We start from the raw sequence: 20725 nt of genomic DNA, 5'->3' as shown, positions 1-20725 counted from the left end.
GTCATCGCGGTCGCCGCTGCCGGCATCATTCCGGGCGTCATCAGCGTCTCCGGCCTCGGCCCGAACCTCGTCTCGCTCATCACGGCCGTCGCCGGCGGCTCGCTGGTCTTGCTGTTGCTCGTCACCGCGTTCTCCTCGATTATCCTCGGGATGGGGATGCCGACGACGGTGACCTACATCATCCTCGTCTCCCTGCTCGCGCCGGCGCTGACCGAGTTCGGTGTCCCGCTGCTCGCGGCGCACCTGTTCATCCTCTATTTCGGCGTCATCGCCGACATCACGCCGCCGGTCGCAGTGGCTGCCTACGCCGCTTCCGGTGTCGCAAAGTCCGATGCCTTCGAGACCGGCATCGAGGCGTTTTCGCTCTCGCTCAACAAGGCAATTGTGCCGTTCGCGTTCATCGTCACGCCGGGCATCATTCTGCTTCGGCGCAACCCTGACGCTGCCAACCTTGATGTCGGGGACAAATATCGGGTTGTTGAGGCTGCAGACTTGCTGGATGTCGGCTACGCTATCCCTGAGATCCTGATACCTGTGATCGGCGTCTTCCTCGGCGTCGTCGCGCTGGCCGCGACGGTTATCGGGTTCGCGTACGCACCGGTCTCCCGTGGCGAGCGGGCGGCGTTCGCGTTCAGTTCGCTGCTTCTGATGGCCCCCGGACTCGCAGTGTCCGGCGTGTACGACATCCTCGGCCTCATCGGCCTCGGCGGCGGCGAGATGACGCTCTTGCTCGACGTTGTGCTCCGCGGCGTCGGTCTCGCGCTGTTCCTCTTCCTCATGGCAAAGAACCGCCAGCGCGGCGGTGACCCTGCGGTACGGTCAGGCACGGCTGAGCCGGCCTGAGTGAGAACCGTTTAAGCCATCGGGTGTCAACGGGCACGATATGCCAATCGAACAGCGCGGCGACGCCTCTGTCGTCACGCACGCGCTGGCGCGAGATGAACTGACTCGGATACGAAACGCCGAGACCGAACAGGTCGCGTTCCGGAAGGGACTGGTCCGCCTCGGCCGCATCTGTGGCTACGAAATCATTGACGGGCGGATGGAAACTGAGTACACGGAAATCCAGACGCCACTAACCACGACGATGGGGGAACGCGTCAAAGGACTTGACGATGTGGTCATCGTCAACGTCCTCCGCGCCGCGACGCCGTTTGTCGAAGGACTGCTCAAAGCGTTCCCCCGCGCCAGACAGGGCGTCATCTCCGCCAGCCGTGATGAGGAAGCCGGAATGAACGACGACGGCGAGTTCCCTATCTCCGTCGAATACGTCAAATTGCCCGAAATCACCGAAGACGACACCGTCATCATCGCGGACCCGATGCTCGCCACCGGGTCGACGATGGCCACGGTGCTCGATTACATCACCTCGGAGAAGACAGAGCCGGAGAACCTGCTTGTTCTGGCCGCAGTCTCCGCGCCAGAGGGTATCGTCCGTGTTTCGGAGGCGCAGCCGGACGCTGACATCATCAGCGTCGCTATCGACGACGAACTCGACGAGGATGGGTTCATCGTTCCGGGGCTCGGCGACGCCGGTGACCGAGCCTTCCGGACGACGTAAGCCGTCCCGGCCCGCTCAACCTGTCGGCTGAGGGACGAAACGCTTTTATTCACGGCCCGAATCAGCCGATGACGTCGCGATTTTCAGTCCCTTCACAGCCGCTGTACCCCCTTTCTTCACTTGGAAACCGAGGGACAGCGGCACATTTTCGGTCCAGTTGAAACGAGAAGGGAAGCTGTGAACCGCTCCGTAGCGACTGGATATTGGTCCTGTCGGACAGTGACAGACCGGGAGACTTTCGTGCTGACGGGACAGCAACCCGGTATGGGTCGACGCCGATACCGGGTCGCGGACACTGCCCAGCAACTCGTTGGGGGGTTCCTGCTCGCGGGGCCGTTCGTCGTGACAGAGGAGGTGTGGGTCCTTGCTGAGAATATGTCCTGGTCTCACGCAGTGCTTGTCGTCGGTATCGTGTTCGCTATCGGCTACGGGGCGCTGTACAAAGCTGACGCCGACCGCGACGTGGACACTGAGGCGGAGGTGGCCGGTATTCCGGTCCGATTCGTCTCACTGATGTTCGTGGCGTTTGGCTCAGTCGCCATTCTCGCGGTGGCGTTTACGGCCCCGGACACGTTCCTCGTCAACGGGGGGATTCTGCTGGACCCGACGCCGATGGCGGTCACCCTGACGACCCTGAAAGCCATCACTGTCGGTGCAATTTTCAGCGTCGTTGGAGCTGCGACGGCGGACAGCGTGTTCTAACCGGGACCCGCACACTTAATTGGGTTCCACTCTCCTTGATGTGCATATGGAATATACGCTGGCTATCGACAACGCACCGGAAACCGTTCCGGGTGGCACGGGGGTACTACTCCTGCATCCGAGTACCGGCGAGACGGACCGACTGGACACGGATTTCCTTGCGACCGACACCGACTCGATGCTCGTCATCTCGACCCGGACCACCGCCCGGGAGGTCAAACAGAAACTGGAGTACTACGAGGTCGACGAGTCCAAAGCGACCATCCTCGACACGCTGTCGGTCGAGCGCGGCTACACCCGTCGCCAGTCCGAAAGCGTCCGATACGTCTCCGCGCCGGACGACCTCTCCGGGATTGTCTCGGAGGCCGAGACCTTTCTGCAAGAACACGACGGGAAGCTCCGCGTGACCTTCGACTCGCTGACGGAACTCATCTACTACGCCGATGAGGACGGCGCGCTCTCGGCCGTCGAAGACATCCTCGACCTGCTAGACGAGTACGACGCTGTCGGGATGTTCCACCTCGCCGACGAGGTCCACGACGAGGAGACGGTCGCGGCGTTCCGGGAGCTCTTCGACGGTGTCATCGAACTGTCCGAGGACGGAACCATTACCAGTACCTTCGAGGCGTAACCGGACACGCTCCGTCCCGAATCTGGCGCTCCTTCGATGAGTTTGTGGCAACTGACCGACACTCCACTGGCCGGTGTGTCCGTCGGTGGTGTTTCCTTCTTTCGAACGAAATGGCGTTTTCACCCGGTAGCGCCGCCAACACCTCGTATGCGAACACTTACCAGACCAATAACAATTAAGAGGGTATAACCCACATACAGGGTTGTATGCCGGAATGCCAGAACTGCGGTAATTTTGTAACGGCTGACTACGCGCGTGTGTTCACGCCGAACGGGGTCGAAAAGCCCAGGGTCTGTCCGCAGTGCGAGGACAAGATTCGCGACGGGGCAGACGTCCGTGAGGCCCGGTCCACACGTCGCGGATAGAACCGATCAGGAACTGCCGCCCTGTGACCTGACGGTTGCGGGGACGTTTTCCTCGCCAGCTGCACTCGCTACCAACCGTTGTTTTGCCGGGACTCCTGTTTCAGGCTCTAGACTACTGTGTCTGTCAGGCGCGCCCGTGCCTCCTCGAACACCGCGTCAGCACGGTCTGGGTCGCGGGCCTCGGCGGTGATCCGAACGAGCGGCTGGGTTCCGCTGGCCCGCAAGAGGAACCACGCGTCGCCGAGGTCGACGCGGACACCGTCGAGCGTCGTCACGTCGTCGTAGGCGTCGGTCACTGTCTCTCGAACGCGGTCCATCACAGTCTCCTTCTGGTCGGTTTCGACGCTATCCCGGCGAATGGGGTACTCCGGCACGTCGGCGGCCCGGTCGCCCAGCGAGCGCTCGCTGTCCAGCGTTGCGGCGGTACAGGCCGCCAGCGGACCGTCCGGACACAGCGTCCGCTCGGGCCAGATCCACGCACCGCTTGGCTCGCCGCCGAAGGCGACACCATCGGCACTCGCCGCCTCGGCGACGTATACGTCCCCAACAGGGGTGTACTCGACAGAGACGTCGCTGTCGTCGAGGTGGTCCTCAACGGCGAGGCTTGTATCGACCGGGACGGCGACCCGCTCGCCCGGTGACGCCGCGGCACGGGCGAACACGGCCAGCAACACGTCGCCGGAGAGGAAGGTCCCGTCGGCCGCAACCGCCCGCATCCGGTCGGCGTCGCCGTCGTGGGCGATGCCGAGGTCTGCGTCGGACTCGGCCACCAGCGTCGAAAGCGACTCGCAGTGCTCGGCTTTCGGCTCCGAGGGGCGACCGGGGAACGCACCGTCGGGCTGGCCGTTGAGCGTCTCGACGGAGCAGCCCAGCGCCGAAAGCGCGTCGACGCTGACTCGACCCGCGCCGTTGCCCAGATCGACGACGACATGCCTATCGAGGTTTCGCTCACCGATTTCCGTGACCAGCGCGTCGACGTGGCGTTGGCTGGCATCCCGAGACACCAGGCCCCCGCTCTCGTCCCACGCCGCTGGCTGGAACGCATCCTCGTCCAGTCGCTGTTCGATCGTTGCTCGCAGGTCCGCATCGAAGGCCTGGCCGCTGGGTTGCCAGAGCTTGATACCGTTGTCTTCTGGCGGATTGTGACTCGCTGTCACTGCGACGCCGGCGTCGGCATCCTGCCACGCCACCGCCCGTCCGATAGTCGGCGTCGCCGCGCCGCCGAGGTCTATCACGTCGACGCCGCTCTCCCGAAGCCCGGCCACCAGCGCCGTCTGGAGGTACTCGCCGCTCGCTCGCGGGTCCCGGCCCACGACCACCCGCTCGCAGTCGATGCCAAGCGCTCGCCCCACCGAGAGCGCCAACTCGGCTGTGACCGTCTCGCCGACGGGACCCCGAATCCCGCTCGTTCCGAACTGTGTCATTACTGCTCTCTGGGTCGGGCCGCCCCTAAAATCCATCCGGCATCGGACAGGTACTGTGGACCGATGGTGCTGACGCTCGCTCCGTCGCTGTGTCGGTGACCACCCACAGACCGCGCCGCTACTGCGTCGGTGACCACTCACAGGTCGTGCCGGTCGTCAGGGCTGCCTCGTCGATGTGAGCAGACAGGCAGCCGTAGTTGCAAAACTGCGTCGTCGACTTCCCGTCGGGCGTCTCGCTGACGTAGACGGGGTCGTGGTTCTCGACGGGACAGCCACAGTACGTGCAGTCGACCATTCGAACGCTTGCGGCCGGGAGAACAAACGTTTTGTCCACGTCTGTCGACCCACCGCACATGAAACAGGGCGGCTCCGACGCGGCGAAACAGGCAGCGGGGGAATCAGCGGCTGAAGCGGTCGAGGACGGCACGGTCGTTGGCCTCGGCACGGGGTCAACGGCAGCCTACGCTATCCGCGCTATCGGCCAGGCGGTCGACGCCGGCCTCGATGTCGTCGGCGTCCCCACGTCGTTTCAGTCCCGCCAGCTGGCCCGTGACTGTGGCATCCCGCTGGCGGACCTCGACGACGTGTCGGTCGACCTCGCCATCGACGGGGCCGACGAGGTGGCCAGCGGCAACCTGATCAAAGGCGGTGGCGCGGCGCACGCCCGGGAGAAGATAGTCGACGCGAGCGCCGACCGCTTCCTCGTCGTCGCTGATCCGACGAAAGAGGCGGCCGTACTCTCACATCCTGTCCCCGTCGAGGTACTCCCGATGGCCCGCTCGACAGTCGTCACGGCAGTCGAAGAATTGGGTGGTGACCCAACACTCCGCCGTGCAGAACGCAAGGACGGCCCCGTCGTCACCGACAACGGAAATCTCGTGCTCGACTGCGACTTCAATTCCATCCACGACCCCGCCGCACTCGCCAGCGACCTCGTCGCGCTGCCCGGTGTTGTCGAGCACGGGCTGTTCGTCGGTATGGCTGACGAGATTCACGTCGGCACTGCTGATGGCGTCACCGTCCGAACACTTTCGAAATAGCTGTCGCTGGTCGGCTTGCGTCAAAAAAATACGCTGCTTGAAACGACCTTACAGGTCGCGCGGCTGGACCGTCTTCCGGTCGTTCTCGTCGGCTCGTCGGGCTGCGTCCTGAAGCAGCTCCTCGACTTCCTCGTCGAGTGCGTCGTAGAAGTCGGACGCTACGTTCATGTCGTTGAGCTCTTCCTTAACGGCGGCTTTGACGATTAGGTCTGCCATACAGACGAGGTATCGACGGGGGTTACTTATATACTTTCTCCAATTAGTTCGCTCTCGACCCTATTACCGGCAGTTTGAGGCATTATACGACACATAACCCGTTATAAATCCGGGATTGTGTCCGCGAGAGTCCATCAGAATCCGGCTTTTTGTCTGCCCCAGACGGCTATTGTCGCGTTACTCCGGCCGAGCGTCGCTCACGCGCGCTCCCACGGATCCGACCCTGATGTGAGCAACACGCCTGTTTCGGACCGACGGATAGGAGTGGCCGTACCACTGAATGGGTTCTATGCGCGATATACTCGATTCGGTTGCGGCGGGTGACCTCTCCCCGACAGAAGCCGAGGCGGCGCTCTCCGGCTACGCGACCAGCGGGGCCGGTCGGTTCGACGCCGCCCGGGAGGACCGTGCCGGCGTTCCTGAAGCCGTCCTCGCGGACGGGAAGACACCGGGAGAAGTGGCGGATCTGGCAGCAACAGCTATTGAGACGACGGACCGGGCTATCGTGACACGACTCGATACGTCCACTGCAACGGCCGTTCGGGAGCGGCTGGACGAAGCCGCCCCCGATGCGACAGTTCGCTGGGACGACCGCTCGAACTGGCTGGTCGCGACGACCCCCGCGTTCGAGCGCCCGTCGCTGGACGCGTCAGTGGGTATCGTCACCGCCGGGACATCCGACGCCGTTCCGGCCGGTGAGGCCGCGCTTATCGCCGAGGAGATGGGTGCCACCGTGACCCGTATCGACGATGTCGGGGTTGCGAGCCTTGCCCGGACGATAGATGCGGTCGACGGCTTCCGGGACCAGGATGTGCTCATCGTCGCGGCGGGCCGCGAAGGTGCGCTCCCGACGGTTGTCGCCGGTCTCGTCGACGTACCGGTCATCGGCCTGCCCGTCTCGACCGGCTACGGCCACGGCGGCGAGGGTGAGGCCGCTCTCTCGGGACTGCTCCAGTCCTGCACTGCACTCTCTGTCGTGAACATCGACGCCGGCTTCACCGCCGGGACACAGGCCGGCCTAATCGCCAGACAGCTCGACAATGCGCGGGAATAACCACCCTCGCCAGCCACGGGTATACCCAAGTATTTGGGTAAAGAGCTATGGGAACAACGCGCGTACGCGTATACGTCGGCGGTGGTGTCGCCGACGAACACGATGCCTGAATGTGATCATTGCGGCGCGCACGTCTCAGACCAGTTCGCCCGAGTGTTCGCGGATGAACGTGGACACATCCGGGCGTGTCCCAACTGCTCGGCAAACGCTGGCATTGCCGAGGTATCGAGAGAGCGCGCCCAACAAGTGTGAGGCCCACTGGGCCACCAGCATCGTGCGATGACTACCGCGCGGAGCCCTTACCACGTGTACGTCCTCCGTTGTAGCGACGACACGTTTTACACCGGTTACACGACCGATGTGGAACGCCGTGTCCGAGAGCACGACGCCGGCGATGGCGCGAAGTACACGCGCGGCAGAACCCCGGTCGAACTGATTCACGTCGAATCATTTGACTCACAGTCCGACGCGATGAGCCGTGAGTACGAGATCAAGCAGTACTCCAGAGCGGAGAAGGAACGACTCGTCGAATCCAGCGACGCCGAAGTAGTGTTCGATATCTGACCCGCCGCTCACTTCTCGCTGTCAATAACAGGAAAAGTGACAGCTCACCGATGAGGCGTGACTTTTTGTCTGGGGGCCGAGAACCGCGGGATATGGACAACGACGCGGATGTCGACGCAGGCGCAATCGCTTTCGGGACGGACGGCTGGCGGGCGACGCTGGACGTGTTCACGAAACCGCGAGTCCGGATGGTTGGTCAGGCTGTCGCCACGACGCTCGCCGAGCGCGGGGCGAGCGGGACCGTCGCTATCGGGTACGACGCCCGCGAGACCTCGCCCGGGTTTGCCGACGAGCTCGCACACGTCCTGCGTGCGAACGGCTTCGACGTGCTCTTGCCGGACCGGGACACGCCGACGCCGATCCTCGCCTGGACGGTGAAAGACCGCGGTCTGGCCGGGGCGCTCCAGATCACGGCCAGCCACAATCCGCCGGAGTACAACGGCGTGAAGTTCATCCCTGGCGACGGGTCGCCGGCGCTCCCCGACTGGACGGCCGCCTTCGAGGAAAACCTCGCCGTCCTTGACCCGCTCCCCGAAGACGAGTGGGGCGAGCGAACGGAAGAAGACCTTATTGGCCCGTTCCACGACCACGCGCTGGACTTCGTCGACACTGACCTCGATGACCTGTCAGTCGCCTACGACGCGCTATACGGCAGTGGCCGTGGCGTCACCGACGCCCTGCTCGAAGCGGCCGGGGCCGATGTGACTCGTCTCAACTGCGAACAGGACCCGGAGTTCGGCGGCGGGTCGCCCGAGCCGTCGGCGGAGAACGCTGAGGGACTCGTCGGCGAAGTCAGCGAGGGCGACGCCGCGCTGGGGATTATCAACGACGGCGACGCCGACCGCATCGGCGTCGTCACACCAAAGCGGGGCTATCTGGACCCCAACCTGTTTTTCGCCGCGATGTACGACTTTTTGCTTGAGGACGGGACGGGCGATGTCGTTCGGACAGTCTCGACCTCCAGCATCGTCGACCGCGTCGCCGAGGCCCACGGCCAAGACGTCCACGAGGTCGCCGTCGGCTTCAAGTGGGTCGCCGAGGCGATGGCTGACCACGACGCGTTGTTCGGCGGCGAAGAATCCGGTGGCTTCGGCCTGCCGGACCACCTGCGGAACAAGGACGGCGTGCTGGTGGCGCTGGCCGCCGCCGCCGCCGAGCGCGAGGAACCGCTTGATGCTCGTGTCGACAGATTGCTGGACGAACACGGCGAAATCCATCAGGACCGGATCAGCGTCGACTGCCCGGACGACCGCAAGGAGCCAGTTCTCGAAGACCTCGAAACCGCACTGCCCGACACGCTGGCGGGGGTCGCCGTCGACGGTATCAACACGGTCGACGGGTTCAAAATCCGACTCGAAGACGGGACGTGGGTGCTCGTCCGCCCGTCCGGGACGGAACCGAAGCTCCGCGTCTACGCCGAGGCCGGCAGCGATGCCCGGGTCGGCGAACTGCTCGATGCCGGTCAGGAACTGGTCGAACCCCTCGTTTAAGCCCGCGGCACGCGTCGTCGACGCATGGACACCGACATCGCGTTCGCCTACACAGAGGGGATGCCTGACGACATCGTCCGCGACCGCCTTGGCGAGAGTGAGAGCGGCGTGCTCGCGCTGGCTGACGGCGACGACGCGTACGCTTTCCCGGTGTTTCACCACTACGAGGACGGGTCGCTGTACTTCCGCCTTGGCGAGACAAGCGGGAGCGAGAAGTCGGCGTACCTCGACGCCACCGAGACGGCGACGTATGTCGTCACGGAGACGGAGCAGACGCCGGACGCGGAGGCGTGGACCGGCTGGAGCATCGTCGCCAGGGGACCGATAGCGGCTGTCCCCGACGGTGACCCGGCCTACGCAGCTGTCGAAATAAACGAGCGCTACGCGCCCATTCGGGTGTTCGACGAGCCGACCGATGAGATGGATATAACGCTGTATGAACTGTCCATCGAGGAACTGACCGGTCGTCAGAACTGACTCCGACGGGACGATTACTTGCGAATCCCGCGAAACCGGCCGCCCTCGTCGTCGAGAAGCTCCACGTCGAACCCGAGTTGCTCGTAGAACGGTCGAACGTCCGCGTCAAACTCGGCCGTGAGTCGGTCCCGCCGGTCGAGTGCGGCCTCGACGAGCGCCGTCCCGATGCCCTGTCCCCGGCGACGGCGACGGACAGCGACGGCGTCGATGTGAGTGTCATCGAGTACGAGTGCGCCGAGTATTCGGTCGCTTTCGGGCGTTGCGTCTGCCCCGGAACCACCCGAAACCGAGATGAGCGTTCCGTCGCCGGCGATTCCTGTACGGACCGTTGGCACACCGATTTCGAGCGCCGCGCCGTCGAGAACGTTCATCACTGCCGGCAGGTCGGCCTCGGTCGCTTCGCGGACACGCATCGGCGACTCACCCGCCTTTGATGAGCCTGACAACCCGAACGTGGTCGTGCTCGACGGGCTGGTCCGTCGGCACGTGCTCGCCGTCGACGAGGACTGACACCTCGTGGGGGCTCAGGTCGACCGGTGCGAGCAGGTCGCCATACGTCGCGTCCGCGTCCACCTCCAGTTCGTGGGTGTCTTCGCCGGCGATTTCGACGGTGACGTGCATACCCGGCCGTACTCCGCCGATGCACCTGAGACTGTCGACTCTCGCGGGGTTTAAGACCGGCCCACGCTTCCAATCGTCCATGAGTGAGGCCGAGTCCGAGTCGCGGGCGGGACGCGAGGAGGTCTGGATCGAGAAGTACCGCCCGCAGACGCTCGACGACGTGATGGGGCACGAGAATATCGTCGGGCGGCTCAAGAGCTACGTCTCGCGCAACGACCTGAGCCACATGCTGTTTTCCGGGCCAGCAGGGACGGGGAAGACGACGTGCGCGACGGCTATCGCCCGTGAACTGTACGGCGACGACTGGCGCGAGCACTTCCTCGAACTGAACGCCTCCGACGAGCGTGGTATCGACGTGGTCCGGGACCGTATCAAGAACTTCGCCCGGACGAGCTTCGGGGGCGTCGAGTACCGTATCATCTTCCTCGACGAGGCCGACGCGCTGACCAGCGACGCCCAGTCGGCGCTGCGCCGGACGATGGAGCAGTTCTCGAATAACGTCCGCTTTATTCTCTCGTGTAACTACTCCAGCCAGATCATCGACCCGATCCAATCGCGCTGTGCGGTCTTCCGGTTCTCGCCGCTTGCAGACGACGCCGTTGCCGAGGAAATCCGAACCATCGCTGCCGAAGAAGACATTGAACTGACCGAAGACGGACTCGACGCACTCGTCTACGCCGCCGACGGGGATATGCGGAAAGCCATCAACGGCCTGCAAGCTGCATCGGTCAGCGGCGACACGGTCGACGAGTCGGCAGTGTACGCTATCACTTCGACGGCCCGTCCGGAAGAGATCCGGACGATGGTCCAGTCGGCGCTGGACGGCGACTTCACCGCCTCGCGGGCGACCCTCGATAGACTCCTGACCGAAGAGGGCATCGCGGGCGGCGACATCATCGACCAACTGCATCGCTCCATCTGGGAGTTCGATATTGACGACGACGCAGCCGTCCGAGTGCTCGAACGCATCGGCGAAACCGATTATCGGATTACCCGTGGTGCGAACGAGCGTGTGCAACTCGAAGCGATGCTGGCCTCGCTTGCACAGGGCGAGTAAGGGCGCCTTTCGGTTGTAGTCCGACTGCATCTACCTGACAACAGTGACTCCCGGCTCAATACTCGGCCCCTTCGGAACAGTTTTAGGCGAACGTGGGCCAACTGAACACCAATGAGCGACCTCGACGAGGCCTACCAACTCGACTACTTCGAAGAGGAAGGCTTCCACAGACAGGAGTGTGTCTCCTGTGGCGACATGTTCTGGTCCCGTGTCAAGCGCGAGACCTGCGGCGAACCGCCGTGTGCGGAGTACGACTTCATCGACAACCCCGGGTTCGACGAGTCCCACTCGCTGACGGAGATGCGCGAGGCGTTCCTCTCTTTCTTCGAGGACCGTGACCATGAGCGCATCGACCCGTACCCGGTGGCAGCCAACCGCTGGCGCGACGATGTCCTCCTCACGCAGGCGTCGATTTACGACTTCCAGCCGCTGGTCACCTCGGGGACGACGCCGCCGCCGGCGAACCCGCTGTGTATCAGCCAGCCCTGCATCCGGATGCAGGACATCGACAACGTCGGGAAGACCGGTCGGCACACGATGGCCTTCGAGATGATGGCCCACCACGCGTTCAACGCCCGCGAGGACATCGAAGACCCCGAGCAGTACGCCTACGAGGGCGAGGTGTACTGGAAGAACGAAACCGTCCAGTACTGTGACGAACTGTTCGAGGAGATGGGGGCGAATCTGGACGAAATCGTCTACATCGAGGACCCGTGGGTCGGTGGCGGCAACGCCGGTCCGGCTATCGAGGTTATCTACCGCGGGGCCGAACTCGCCACGCTCGTCTTCATGTCCATGGAGCAGGACTCCGATGGCGAGTACGAGATGAAGGACGGCAACCGGTACTCGCCGATGGACACCTACATCGTCGACACCGGCTATGGGCTCGAACGCTGGACCTGGATGAGCCAGGGGACGCCGACGGTGTACGAGGCCGTCTACCCCGACATGATCGCCTTCCTCAAGGACAACGCCGGCATCGAGCTCACCGACGAGGAAGAGCGAATCGTCCACGAGGCCGCGAAGCTCGCGGGCCGGATGGACATCGACGAGGCCGAAGACATCGAAGCCGAACGCGACACCATCGCCGCCGAGGTCGGCGTCGAGGTCGAGGAGATGCGGGACCTGATGGCTCCGCTTGAGGACATCTATGCCATCGCCGACCACTGCCGGACGCTCGCGTACATGCTCGGGGACGGTATCGTTCCGTCGAACGTCGGGACAGGCTATCTGGCACGGATGGTCCTGCGCCGAACGAAGCGACTGGTCGACGGCGTCGGCGTCGACGCGCCGCTTGACGAACTCGTCGACATGCAGGCCGAGCGCCTCGACTACGAGAACCGCGACACCATCCGTGACATCGTCCGCACCGAGGTCGAGAAGTACCGCGAGACGCTTGACCGCGGTGGCCGGCGTGTCCGCCAGCTGGCCGACGAGTACGCCGAAAAGGGCGAGCCGATTCCGACGTCGGAACTGGTCGAACTGTACGATTCCCACGGGATTCAGCCGGACATGGTCGAGGAGATCGCCGCCGAAAAAGGCGTCGCGGTCGACGTGCCCGACGACTTCTACGCGGTCGTCGCCCAGCGCCACGGCGGCGACGATACCGCCACCGAGGAGTCACAGACGCCCTACGAGGACCGACTCGAAGAACTGCCCGAGACCGACCGGCTCTACTACGAGGACCAGCAGCGGACCGAGTTCGAAGCCGTTGTCCTTGAGGTGTTTGACCGCGACGACGACACCTACGACGTGGTGCTCGACCAGACGATGTTTTACCCGGAGGGCGGTGGCCAGCCCCCGGACAAGGGGACGCTGTCGACCGACGACGTCTCCGCCGAGGTGACCGACGTCCAGCAGTACGGCGATGTCATCGTCCACACCTGCGACGACGACCCCGGCAAGGGTGAGTTCGTCCGCGGGCAGGTCGACGCCACCCGTCGCCAGCGCCTGATGCAACACCACACGGCGACCCACATCGTCATCCACAGCGCCCGGCAGGTACTCGGCGAGCACGTCAGGCAGGCCGGGGCCCAGAAGGGCACCGACTCAGCCCGCATCGACATCCGCCACTACGAGTCGGTGAGCCGCGAGAAAGTCAAAGAGATTGAACGCCTCGCAAACGACATCATTCAGGACAACATCACCGTCTCACAGGAGTGGCCCGACCGCAACGATGCCGAGGAACGGTACGGCTTCGACCTCTATCAGGGCGGGATTCCGGCCGGCGAGCAGATCCGCCTCATCACTGTCGGCGACGACGTGCAGGCCTGTGGTGGCACCCACGTCGCCCGAACCGGCGACATCGGGGCTGTCAAGCTCCTGAACACCGAGCGGATTCAGGACGGGGTCATCCGCCTGACGTTTGCGGCGGGCAACGCGGCCATTGAGGCCACCCAGCGCACCGAAGACGCGCTCACCGAAGCCGCGGATATCCTTGACGTTGCGCCCGATGCCGTCCCGGAGACTGCCGAGCGGTTCTTCGACGAGTGGAAGGCCCGTGGCAAAGAAATCGAACAGCTCAAAGAGCAACTCGCTGAGGCCCGTGCCAGCGGCGGTGGCGACAACGAAGAAGTTGAGGTCGGCGATGCGACCGCCGTTGTCGGGCGCATCGACGCCGACATGGATGAACTCCGCGCGCAGGCGAACGCTATCGTCGAGCAAGGCAACATCGCGGTGCTTGGCTCGGGACTCGACGGCGCGCAGTTCGTCGTCTCAGTGCCCGACGGCGTCGATGTCGACGCCGGTGAAGTCGTCGGCGAACTCGCCGGTCGCGTCGGCGGCGGCGGTGGCGGCCCGCCGGACTTTGCACAGGGCGGCGGTCCCGATGCGGACGCGCTTGACGACGCGCTTGACGACGCGCCGGAGATCCTGCGAACTGTCGCAAACGCCTGAACCGTCTCTGGTTTTCTCGCCGTTAGTGCTGCTTTCCGCTCCGTTGCTTCGGACAGTTGTCCGATTGTGGAGGAATATTCTGCTCGAACGATTCGAATACATCCAAGGGATACAATTACATTTACTTGTATTAGGTATATCTGGATGGATTTCCAAAAGTATTTTTAGTAACTGCCCATCTATAGCAGATATGAGCGGAGAACGTGACATCGCACACATTCGGACTCACACCGAGTACGTTCGGTCACAACGGACGTGTCGGCGCTGTGGGACCAGTGTGCCCGCTGCCAGCGGCCGTGCTCCCGACGAACTGTGTACAAACTGCAGTGCTACCCACGCTACCTGAACGATGAGTGCTACCACGACGCCCCCGTCGGACACCGATTTGAACGAAGCGCCGGAGTTCGAACTGGATTACTTGTACGACGACCCCGAGAACCCTTCGGAGCTGACTATCTTCCCCTCGGATCGCCAGCAGTCCGTGACAGAGTGGGTTACCGCGGACCGTTCGGCGACCGTCTCGCTCGACGAACTGCGCTGAGCGGTACGTGCTGTCCGGCTAGCCGCCCTGACACAGTCTTCTGGCGTCCTGCATCGCTTCGTTGGTCTCGCAGACGAGCGTCAGGTGATCGCCGCTGGCGAGGCGGAAATCGCTGTCGGGGACTCTGTCTGTGCCGTTGCGACTCACCATTGCGACCAGACAGCCGTTCGGAAGCTTCTCCGCGGTTTCCTCTATGGTCCGGTCGACCAGTGAGTCGTTGCTGAGTTCGACTTCCAGTACGTCCCCTGTTCGGCCGGAGTCCGACAGCCAGTGGGCCAGCGCTGGTCGCTCGACCGCGTCGTCGATAGCGTCGGCGACGGCGAAGCCGGCGGATATCGTCTCGACGTCAAGGTCCTCGAAGGCCTCGACGTTGTCCGGCTGGTTCGCTCTGGCGACCACGGTGTCGACGTCGAACCGGGTCGTCGCCAGCTGTGCCACGAGCAAGTTCACGTCGTCGTCTGCGGTCGCAGCGACGACGACGGAGGCCCGGTTCGCCCCTGCTTCTTCGAGGACGGTCGCGTTCGTCGCGTCCCCGTGAACGACGCGGTGGCCGTCGGCCCGGGTCCGCTCGACGGTGTCCTCGTCGCTGTCGATGAGGACGACCTCTTCGCCGCGTGATTCATACCGTACTGCCAGCTCCTGGCCGACACGACCGCCACCGACGATGAGTGTTTGCATAGGAAGGATGTCAAGCGCTTGCGCGAAGTGACGGGCCAGCCCGCCTTGAAACATGACGGTCGCGAAGATGACGAGAAAGACGGTCCCGACGAGAACCGTCGCGGCTTCGGGGTTCTCGGGACGCAGTTCGATGGCAAACAGCGTGGCGACGCTGGCCGGGACGATACCGCGCGGCCCCATCCCGCCGACGAACATCCGCTCTCGAACTGTCAGTCGGCCACCTAGCGTCGAGAGGAACACGCCAAGCGGGCGGACGAGCGCAGCGACGACGATGACGACGACGAGCCCGCCGACCCCGAGCGCACGCAGGTCGCCGAGTGAGAGCTGTGCCGCCAGCACGATGAACACGAACGAGAGCACAAACAGCGTAATACCGCCCTTGAACCCGGCAACCTCCTCTTTGTGGGGGATCTCGGCGTTCCCCAGTACGATACCGGCAATGGCGGCGGCTGCGATACCGGCTTCAGAGAGCCACATACTCCCGAGCGCGTACGCCAGCAGTGCCGCGGTCAGGACCACGACCCGGGCGTTCTGAAGGGCATTGTCCGCCGACAGGTGCCACCGCTTGAGCAGTAGTGCGGTGCCGCCACCGACGGCGATGCCGACGACGTGGCCGACGGCCAATCGGGCGACGAACGCCTCGATGACGACCACCGGCGAGGACTGGCTCGCGATGACGAACTCGAAGGTCGCCACCGCGAGGATAGCGGCGGTCACGTCGTTGATGATACCTTCAGTCTCCAGCGCCGCGGCGACCCGGTCCCGCACTGGAACCACCTGCATGATCGGCGTGATGACCGTCGGCCCGGTGGCGATAAGCAGGCTTCCGACGAGGACGGCGACCGGCCACGTCGTCCCGAACACGACCTTGACGGCGACGGCGGTTCCGACAAGCGAGACGAACGCGCCGATTGTCACCAGTCCAAGCGCCTCTCTGGATGCTTCACGGACGCGCTCAACAGTGAGGTGGAACGCCCCCTCGAAGACGATGATGCCGACGCTGAGGCCGACGATAGCCTGCAGTCCGGCCTGCCCGAATATCGCGGGGTCGACCAGCCCGAGCGCCTGCGGGCCGACGAGGACGCCGGCGACCAGCAGGAACGCGACGCTCGGGATCTGGAGCCAGTCGGCAACCAGTTGCGCGGCGACACCTAGGCTCACGACCAACACGACGGCGCCGATAAGTGATTCTGCACCGGACACGGGATTGGCGGCTCTTCGACAGCCAGCGTGAAAGACCTACTCACCGAAAGAGACACACTGCCGGCGCGGGAATTGACGGCCAATGCCGACCGCACGCAACCGAGACGTGTCTCTCTACTACGAAGCCGACGGCGACGGCCCGACCGTCGTGTTCATCAACGACGTGGGGTACGGCGCGTGGCTCTGGGGCTGGCACTACGACGCCGTCGCCGGCCCCTACGAGACGGTAGTGTGGGACCTCCGCGGGACCGGCCGGTCGGACGCGCCCGCGGGACCGTACGATGTGGGAACGCTGGCGGCCGACCTCGAAGCCGTGCTGGCCGACCACGGCGTCGGGAGCGCCCACCTCGTTGGAGCCGGGCTTGGTGGGATGGTCGCGCTCCAGTATGCCCACCAGTACAGCCGCGCCCGCTCGCTGACGCTGTACTGTACGGCGGGGTCTGGCGATGCGATTGACCGGGACGCACTCGACGCGCTTGCGCTCAATGCCCCGTCGTCGCTCGACGGCGCGTTCTCGCCGGCGTTCCGCGAACACGACCCTGACCTCATGGAGCAGATCGCAGGCTGGCGCGCCGAGGAGGACGCGACCGGCGCGGCTCGTGACGCGCAGGCCAACGCAATGACGGCCTTCGATGCACCACCGCTGTACGAAATCACCCAGCCTGCCGAGGTGTACTACGGGCTGGACGACCCCGTTGTGTCGCCGGAGGCCGCACAGTCGCTTTCAGCCGACCTCCCCCGCGGCACTGTGGAGGCTGTCGAGGGTCGCCACTGCTGTTTCATCGAACATGCGCCGGCGGTGACCGACCGATTGCTGGCGCTGCTTGACGAGCAGACAGAGTAACTATTGGACCGGGTGGCCGGACGCAATCCACAAATACACGGCCTGATACGTGATACGTATGACTGACCGGACAGCAGCCGTCACCCGGACCACGGCCGAGACGGATATCGAGGTCACGCTCGACGTCGACGGCGACGGCGACAGCACCATCGATACCGGCATCGGCTTCTTCGACCACATGCTCGACTCCTTTTCCACCCACGGGCTGTTCGACCTGACCGTGCAGTGTGACGGCGATCTGGACATCGACGACCACCACACCGTCGAGGATGTCGCCATCACGCTTGGCGAGGCGTTCACCGAGGCGCTGGACGACAAGCGCGGCATCCGCCGCTTCGCCGACCGCAAGGTCCCGCTTGACGAGGCCGTTGCGAGCGTCGTCGTCGATATCTCCGGCCGGCCGTACTTCGAGTTCGACGGCGAGTTCTCACAGGCCTCGGTCGGTGGGATGACCAGCCACATGGCCCAGCACTTCTGTCGCTCGCTGTCGATGAACGCCGGACTGACACTGCACTGTGGCGTCGACGGCGAGAACGCCCACCACGAGATCGAGGCGCTGTTCAAGAGCCTGGCCCGGTCGCTCGATGACGCGACCCGGATTGACGAGCGCCGGTCCGACGTGGCGAGTACGAAAGGCGAGCTATAGCCGACTCCAGCGCGCGACCGCGCCTGTTTCAACTGCTGCCGGCACCGATTAGTGGCCCCACGTCCACCACTCCGTATGTTCGACGAGATTATGCAGAAATTCGAGGACTCTCCCGGCCAGCAGGACGTCATCCGCTTGCTGCTGGAACGGGGGTTCTCGGTCAACGAGGACGGCCGCGTCGTCTCCGGCGGTATCGAGATTCCGAACACGGGTATCGCCCGCGAGGCCAACGTCGACCGCCGGGTGGTCAACGCGACGACGGACGCGATTCTCGACGATGACGACCTGCGGCGCATCTTCCGCAACATATCTTCTGTGCCGAGCCTGCTCGACCTCGCCCCAGTGCTCGACCTGCACGCAGTGACTGTCACCGTCCGGGCCGCCGACGAGTCCGGCATCGTCTCGACGGTCACGTCGGCTATCGCCGACCACGGTATCTCCATCCGGCAGGTCCTGAGCGAAGACCCCGAGTTCACCGACGAACCGAAACTGTACGTCATCACCGACGAGGAACTCCCCGGCGACCTCATCAACGAAATCCGCCGGCTGGCGTTCGTTCGGACTATCGAACTTGCGTAATGCCGGCAACGCTCACCGTCGAGACGCCAGCCGGCGAGACCCACGAACTCACCGCCGAACCGGGGGCTGTCCTCCGGGACGTGCTGCTCGATGCCGACCTCTCGCCACACGGCCGCTACGCCACGCGAGTCAACTGCGGCGGCCGCGGCATCTGTGCCACCTGCGGCGTCCGCCTTGCCGAACCGCCCGACCCCGACCACTGGCACGACGACCTTGCCGACCGGTTTGGCTATCCCCGACTCTCCTGTCAGTTGCTGGTTCGGGACGGAATGCAGGTCAAGCTGCTGGACAAGCGGGTCTGGGGGTCGCGACAGGCCGGCGACGAGACAGACTGACTTGATGCCACACGCAGGGAGCGAACGACAAACGCTATTCCGCCGCCGGGCGTACCCCAGCCCGTGACGCACAGCTATCGGACCGTTCCGGGCCGCGGCGAGGCGCGCTTCGAGGTGCGGGGTTCGGAGTTCATCGGCCACGTCGCCCCAGCGACAACCGTCGAAGACGCCGAGGCGTTCGTCGACGCCGTCGGAGAGGAGTACGCCGACGCGACCCACAACGTCCCCGCCTACCGCGTCCGATCCGATCCCTTTCGGGAGTATTCCAGTGACGATGGCGAACCAAGCGGCAGCGCCGGCGACCCCGCGCTGAACGTCCTCCAGCAGCGTGACATTGAGAACATTGTCGCCGTCGTCACGCGGTACTACGGCGGGACGAACCTCGGCGTCGGCGGCCTCGCCAGTGCGTACTCCCGAGCGGTGAAGGACGGCGTTGACGACGCCGGCGTCGTCGAGGAAGTACCCCACGAGCAGTTCACCGTGACCGTCGCCTACGACGACTCGGGCAGTGTTCGGAGCCTGCTCGAATCGGCGGGCGTGGAGTTTGAGGCCGACTACGAAGCCGAAGTCGTCTTCGACGTTCGAGTCCCTACTGTCGAGGCTAGTGAACTGCGAGACCGGGTCCGGAGTGCGACCAGCGGGCGGGCCGTTATTGAACTAGAGTGACCGACGCTACTCGTAGGTCGGCAACCGTGCCGACTGTGCCGAGCCATCAATAAAGGGCAGGTCGACCTGTTGGGCGCTGACCGGTTCACCGTCGATGCGGATTTTCAACGCTTCTTCGGGCCGTTCCCAGCTGAGGTTTGCCAGCGCGATAGGGGCTTCCCGCATCGGACTCTGTGCGGCGCGGGTCACATCGCCGACGTGCTCGTCGCCGGCGAACACCGCAGCGCCGGGGTCCGGGCACGCCTCGACAGCGAGGCCGACCAGCCGTTGTGTTGGGTGGCCGCGGTTCTCGATACGCGAGACGACCTCCTGCCCGACGTAACACCCTTTCTCGAAGTCTAGGGCGTTCCGCAGGCCAAGGTCGTTCGGGAGCGCGCCCTCGATTTCGGTGTCGAACAGCGGCGTCCCGGCCTCGAGCGTCAGCGTCTCCCAGGTCTGGTAGCCGAAAGGGACGGCGTTGAGCCCGCGGTTGACCAGCGTGTCGAAGACAGCCTCGGCGTCGTCGGCGCTACAGACCACGTCGTAGCTCTCCTCCCCAGCGAGGTCGTCTGTCCGGATGACGGAGACGCCGGCGTCACCGAGTTCGCCCCGCTCGAAGGTCAGCGGCGCTGGTGGGGTCCCGGTCTGGTGGAGGACGCTGGCGATTTTCTCTGTCGCTTTCGGCCCGTGGACGCCGAAGACGGCGAAGTCGTCAGTCGCTTCCTCGAACTCGACGTCCTGAATGAACGTTTTATCCGCCCACTCCGCAGCCAGTTCCTCGGCCTTCTGGGGCGGCGTGAACACGAGCAGGCGCTCGCCGGCGTTGTACACATACATGTCCGTGTCGACGCGGCCGTCGGGGTCAAGCAAGAGCGCGTAACAGCCCGCGCCGTCCTCGTCCGGGACGCGATTCGAGACGGCGTTGTCGACGTAGTCGACGCGGTCCTCGCCGGTGACGACGATGACGCCGTAGCCGTACTCCATCGCGCCGACGACGTTCCGAACCGCGCGGTGGGTCCGCTCCGGTCGCCCGTAGTTGTCGACGACCTGCCGACCACCGACCTCCCTGAACGTCGCTCCGTGGGCCTCGTGAACGGACTCGAGAACAGTCATTGTACGGGTATGCGGCCCTCGTGGGGAAAAACGTCCCGTTAGCG

At 64.6% G+C, this 20725-nt stretch carries 25 protein-coding genes; 18 read left to right on the top strand and 7 right to left on the bottom strand.

Annotated elements, in window-relative coordinates:
• The 4 genes from G9463_RS19920 to G9463_RS19905 all read left to right on the top strand — a co-directional run.
• Positions 1 to 843, top strand: an 843-nt coding sequence (locus tag G9463_RS19920) for a TRAP transporter large permease subunit (protein WP_165897635.1), incomplete at its 5' end; no start/stop codon positions are given.
• A gap of 40 nt (positions 844 to 883) precedes the next feature.
• Positions 884 to 1561 carry a uracil phosphoribosyltransferase gene (upp, locus tag G9463_RS19915; protein ID WP_165897634.1) on the top strand — a complete coding sequence of 226 codons (678 nt, stop codon included), beginning with the start codon at positions 884 to 886 and terminating at the stop codon, positions 1559 to 1561.
• A 264-nt stretch (positions 1562 to 1825) separates the two neighbouring features.
• A complete protein-coding gene (locus tag G9463_RS19910; protein WP_004959625.1) occupies positions 1826 to 2263 on the top strand; it encodes a hypothetical protein in 438 nt (145 codons plus the stop codon).
• 46 nt (positions 2264 to 2309) lie between these two features.
• Positions 2310 to 2894 carry a hypothetical protein gene (locus G9463_RS19905; protein WP_011224307.1) on the top strand — a complete coding sequence of 195 codons (585 nt, stop codon included), beginning with the start codon at positions 2310 to 2312 and terminating at the stop codon, positions 2892 to 2894.
• A 472-nt stretch (positions 2895 to 3366) separates the two neighbouring features.
• Here G9463_RS19905 and glmM read toward each other — a convergent pair whose 3' ends face one another.
• Both glmM and G9463_RS19895 read right to left on the bottom strand, forming a co-directional pair.
• Positions 3367 to 4683, bottom strand: a complete 1317-nt coding sequence (gene glmM, locus G9463_RS19900) for a phosphoglucosamine mutase (RefSeq protein ID WP_165897633.1) — start codon at positions 4681 to 4683, stop codon at positions 3367 to 3369.
• A gap of 118 nt (positions 4684 to 4801) precedes the next feature.
• Positions 4802 to 5017: a hypothetical protein gene (locus G9463_RS19895; RefSeq protein ID WP_370457974.1), complete on the bottom strand. Its 216-nt coding sequence runs from the start codon at positions 5015 to 5017 to the stop codon at positions 4802 to 4804.
• Between the two features lie 19 nt (positions 5018 to 5036).
• Between G9463_RS19895 and rpiA the strand changes: the two genes are divergently transcribed.
• On the top strand, positions 5037 to 5723 hold the full coding sequence (gene rpiA, locus G9463_RS19890) for a ribose-5-phosphate isomerase RpiA (protein ID WP_165897632.1): 687 nt from the start codon (positions 5037 to 5039) through the stop codon (positions 5721 to 5723).
• Positions 5724 to 5771: 48 nt separating this feature from the next.
• Here the strand turns inward: rpiA and G9463_RS19885 are convergent, their stop codons facing one another.
• Entirely contained in the window at positions 5772 to 5939 is a 168-nt protein-coding gene (locus tag G9463_RS19885) for a hypothetical protein (protein ID WP_004517708.1), read from the bottom strand.
• 289 nt (positions 5940 to 6228) lie between these two features.
• Between G9463_RS19885 and larB the strand changes: the two genes are divergently transcribed.
• From larB to G9463_RS19865, 4 genes are all read left to right on the top strand, one after another.
• Positions 6229 to 6993 (top strand): nickel pincer cofactor biosynthesis protein LarB, encoded by a 765-nt coding sequence (gene larB / locus G9463_RS19880; RefSeq protein WP_004959610.1) that lies wholly within the window; start codon positions 6229 to 6231, stop codon positions 6991 to 6993.
• Positions 6994 to 7272: 279 nt separating this feature from the next.
• Positions 7273 to 7557, top strand: a complete 285-nt coding sequence (locus G9463_RS19875; RefSeq protein WP_193569684.1) for a GIY-YIG nuclease family protein — start codon at positions 7273 to 7275, stop codon at positions 7555 to 7557.
• Between the two features lie 92 nt (positions 7558 to 7649).
• A complete protein-coding gene (locus G9463_RS19870; protein ID WP_007189490.1) occupies positions 7650 to 9047 on the top strand; it encodes a phosphoglucomutase/phosphomannomutase family protein in 1398 nt (465 codons plus the stop codon).
• 24 nt (positions 9048 to 9071) lie between these two features.
• The gene (locus G9463_RS19865) at positions 9072 to 9524 is read left to right on the top strand and encodes a pyridoxamine 5'-phosphate oxidase family protein (protein WP_165897631.1); all 453 of its coding nucleotides are present in this window, start codon (positions 9072 to 9074) and stop codon (positions 9522 to 9524) included.
• 14 nt (positions 9525 to 9538) lie between these two features.
• On the opposite strand, the gene G9463_RS19860 is transcribed toward G9463_RS19865, so the two are convergent.
• Both G9463_RS19860 and G9463_RS19855 read right to left on the bottom strand, forming a co-directional pair.
• The gene (locus G9463_RS19860; protein WP_165897630.1) at positions 9539 to 9937 is read right to left on the bottom strand and encodes a GNAT family N-acetyltransferase; all 399 of its coding nucleotides are present in this window, start codon (positions 9935 to 9937) and stop codon (positions 9539 to 9541) included.
• A 7-nt stretch (positions 9938 to 9944) separates the two neighbouring features.
• Entirely contained in the window at positions 9945 to 10145 is a 201-nt protein-coding gene (locus G9463_RS19855; RefSeq protein ID WP_004959591.1) for a ubiquitin-like small modifier protein 2, read from the bottom strand.
• Positions 10146 to 10224: 79 nt separating this feature from the next.
• On the opposite strand from G9463_RS19855, the gene G9463_RS19850 reads away from it, so the two are divergent.
• The 4 genes from G9463_RS19850 to G9463_RS19840 all read left to right on the top strand — a co-directional run bounded on the left by G9463_RS19850 (position 10225) and on the right by G9463_RS19840 (position 14638).
• Complete coding sequence (locus G9463_RS19850) at positions 10225 to 11202, top strand: replication factor C small subunit (RefSeq protein ID WP_049939018.1); 978 nt, start codon at positions 10225 to 10227, stop codon at positions 11200 to 11202.
• A 111-nt stretch (positions 11203 to 11313) separates the two neighbouring features.
• Positions 11314 to 14097 (top strand): alanine--tRNA ligase, encoded by a 2784-nt coding sequence (alaS, locus tag G9463_RS19845; RefSeq protein WP_165897629.1) that lies wholly within the window; start codon positions 11314 to 11316, stop codon positions 14095 to 14097.
• Between the two features lie 190 nt (positions 14098 to 14287).
• Positions 14288 to 14443, top strand: coding sequence for a hypothetical protein (locus tag G9463_RS23820; RefSeq protein WP_167467354.1), 156 nt, complete (start codon positions 14288 to 14290; stop codon positions 14441 to 14443).
• A 3-nt stretch (positions 14444 to 14446) separates the two neighbouring features.
• Positions 14447 to 14638, top strand: a complete 192-nt coding sequence (locus G9463_RS19840) for a hypothetical protein (protein ID WP_007189487.1) — start codon at positions 14447 to 14449, stop codon at positions 14636 to 14638.
• Positions 14639 to 14656: 18 nt separating this feature from the next.
• On the opposite strand, the gene G9463_RS19835 is transcribed toward G9463_RS19840, so the two are convergent.
• The gene (locus G9463_RS19835; RefSeq protein WP_165897628.1) at positions 14657 to 16519 is read right to left on the bottom strand and encodes a cation:proton antiporter; all 1863 of its coding nucleotides are present in this window, start codon (positions 16517 to 16519) and stop codon (positions 14657 to 14659) included.
• Between the two features lie 82 nt (positions 16520 to 16601).
• Here G9463_RS19835 and G9463_RS19830 point away from each other — a divergent pair, with 82 nt between their 5' ends.
• The 5 genes from G9463_RS19830 to G9463_RS19810 all read left to right on the top strand — a co-directional run bounded on the left by G9463_RS19830 (position 16602) and on the right by G9463_RS19810 (position 19589).
• The gene (locus G9463_RS19830) at positions 16602 to 17363 is read left to right on the top strand and encodes an alpha/beta fold hydrolase (RefSeq protein WP_165897627.1); all 762 of its coding nucleotides are present in this window, start codon (positions 16602 to 16604) and stop codon (positions 17361 to 17363) included.
• A 58-nt stretch (positions 17364 to 17421) separates the two neighbouring features.
• A complete protein-coding gene (gene hisB / locus G9463_RS19825; RefSeq protein WP_121302236.1) occupies positions 17422 to 18009 on the top strand; it encodes an imidazoleglycerol-phosphate dehydratase HisB in 588 nt (195 codons plus the stop codon).
• 75 nt (positions 18010 to 18084) lie between these two features.
• Positions 18085 to 18588, top strand: coding sequence for an ACT domain-containing protein (locus G9463_RS19820; protein WP_004959564.1), 504 nt, complete (start codon positions 18085 to 18087; stop codon positions 18586 to 18588).
• Positions 18588 to 18923, top strand: a complete 336-nt coding sequence (locus G9463_RS19815; RefSeq protein ID WP_165897626.1) for a 2Fe-2S iron-sulfur cluster binding domain-containing protein — start codon at positions 18588 to 18590, stop codon at positions 18921 to 18923. Before G9463_RS19820 ends, G9463_RS19815 begins: the two co-directional genes overlap by 1 nt.
• 63 nt (positions 18924 to 18986) lie before the next feature.
• A complete protein-coding gene (locus G9463_RS19810; protein ID WP_165897625.1) occupies positions 18987 to 19589 on the top strand; it encodes a YigZ family protein in 603 nt (200 codons plus the stop codon).
• A gap of 6 nt (positions 19590 to 19595) precedes the next feature.
• Here the strand turns inward: G9463_RS19810 and G9463_RS19805 are convergent, their stop codons facing one another.
• Positions 19596 to 20681 (bottom strand): aminomethyltransferase family protein, encoded by a 1086-nt coding sequence (locus G9463_RS19805; RefSeq protein ID WP_127014002.1) that lies wholly within the window; start codon positions 20679 to 20681, stop codon positions 19596 to 19598.
• Positions 20682 to 20725 lie beyond the last annotated feature (44 nt).

Source organism: Haloarcula sp. JP-Z28, from assembly GCF_011440255.1.
GTDB classification, from domain to species: Archaea; Halobacteriota; Halobacteria; order Halobacteriales; family Haloarculaceae; genus Haloarcula; species Haloarcula marismortui.
This window is presented reverse-complemented; position numbering and strand designations above follow the sequence as displayed.

What these genes read in the sequence shown, in the direction of transcription:
- glmM (WP_165897633.1), bottom strand. Translation starts at nt 4,683, where the DNA reads ATGACACAGTTCGGAACGAGCGGGATTCGGGGTCCCGTCGGCGAGACG.
- G9463_RS19850 (WP_049939018.1), top strand. Translation starts at nt 10,225, where the DNA reads ATGAGTGAGGCCGAGTCCGAGTCGCGGGCGGGACGCGAGGAGGTCTGG.
- G9463_RS19875 (WP_193569684.1), top strand. Translation starts at nt 7,273, where the DNA reads ATGACTACCGCGCGGAGCCCTTACCACGTGTACGTCCTCCGTTGTAGC.
- G9463_RS19815 (WP_165897626.1), top strand. Translation starts at nt 18,588, where the DNA reads ATGCCGGCAACGCTCACCGTCGAGACGCCAGCCGGCGAGACCCACGAA.
- G9463_RS19865 (WP_165897631.1), top strand. Translation starts at nt 9,072, where the DNA reads ATGGACACCGACATCGCGTTCGCCTACACAGAGGGGATGCCTGACGAC.
- G9463_RS19855 (WP_004959591.1), bottom strand. Translation starts at nt 10,145, where the DNA reads ATGCACGTCACCGTCGAAATCGCCGGCGAAGACACCCACGAACTGGAG.
- G9463_RS19885 (WP_004517708.1), bottom strand. Translation starts at nt 5,939, where the DNA reads ATGGCAGACCTAATCGTCAAAGCCGCCGTTAAGGAAGAGCTCAACGAC.
- G9463_RS19840 (WP_007189487.1), top strand. Translation starts at nt 14,447, where the DNA reads ATGAGTGCTACCACGACGCCCCCGTCGGACACCGATTTGAACGAAGCG.
- G9463_RS19820 (WP_004959564.1), top strand. Translation starts at nt 18,085, where the DNA reads ATGTTCGACGAGATTATGCAGAAATTCGAGGACTCTCCCGGCCAGCAG.
- G9463_RS19905 (WP_011224307.1), top strand. Translation starts at nt 2,310, where the DNA reads ATGGAATATACGCTGGCTATCGACAACGCACCGGAAACCGTTCCGGGT.
- upp (WP_165897634.1), top strand. Translation starts at nt 884, where the DNA reads ATGCCAATCGAACAGCGCGGCGACGCCTCTGTCGTCACGCACGCGCTG.
- larB (WP_004959610.1), top strand. Translation starts at nt 6,229, where the DNA reads ATGCGCGATATACTCGATTCGGTTGCGGCGGGTGACCTCTCCCCGACA.
- G9463_RS19860 (WP_165897630.1), bottom strand. Translation starts at nt 9,937, where the DNA reads ATGCGTGTCCGCGAAGCGACCGAGGCCGACCTGCCGGCAGTGATGAAC.
- G9463_RS23820 (WP_167467354.1), top strand. Translation starts at nt 14,288, where the DNA reads ATGAGCGGAGAACGTGACATCGCACACATTCGGACTCACACCGAGTAC.
- hisB (WP_121302236.1), top strand. Translation starts at nt 17,422, where the DNA reads ATGACTGACCGGACAGCAGCCGTCACCCGGACCACGGCCGAGACGGAT.
- rpiA (WP_165897632.1), top strand. Translation starts at nt 5,037, where the DNA reads ATGAAACAGGGCGGCTCCGACGCGGCGAAACAGGCAGCGGGGGAATCA.
- G9463_RS19910 (WP_004959625.1), top strand. Translation starts at nt 1,826, where the DNA reads ATGGGTCGACGCCGATACCGGGTCGCGGACACTGCCCAGCAACTCGTT.
- G9463_RS19805 (WP_127014002.1), bottom strand. Translation starts at nt 20,681, where the DNA reads ATGACTGTTCTCGAGTCCGTTCACGAGGCCCACGGAGCGACGTTCAGG.
- alaS (WP_165897629.1), top strand. Translation starts at nt 11,314, where the DNA reads ATGAGCGACCTCGACGAGGCCTACCAACTCGACTACTTCGAAGAGGAA.
- G9463_RS19830 (WP_165897627.1), top strand. Translation starts at nt 16,602, where the DNA reads ATGCCGACCGCACGCAACCGAGACGTGTCTCTCTACTACGAAGCCGAC.
- G9463_RS19870 (WP_007189490.1), top strand. Translation starts at nt 7,650, where the DNA reads ATGGACAACGACGCGGATGTCGACGCAGGCGCAATCGCTTTCGGGACG.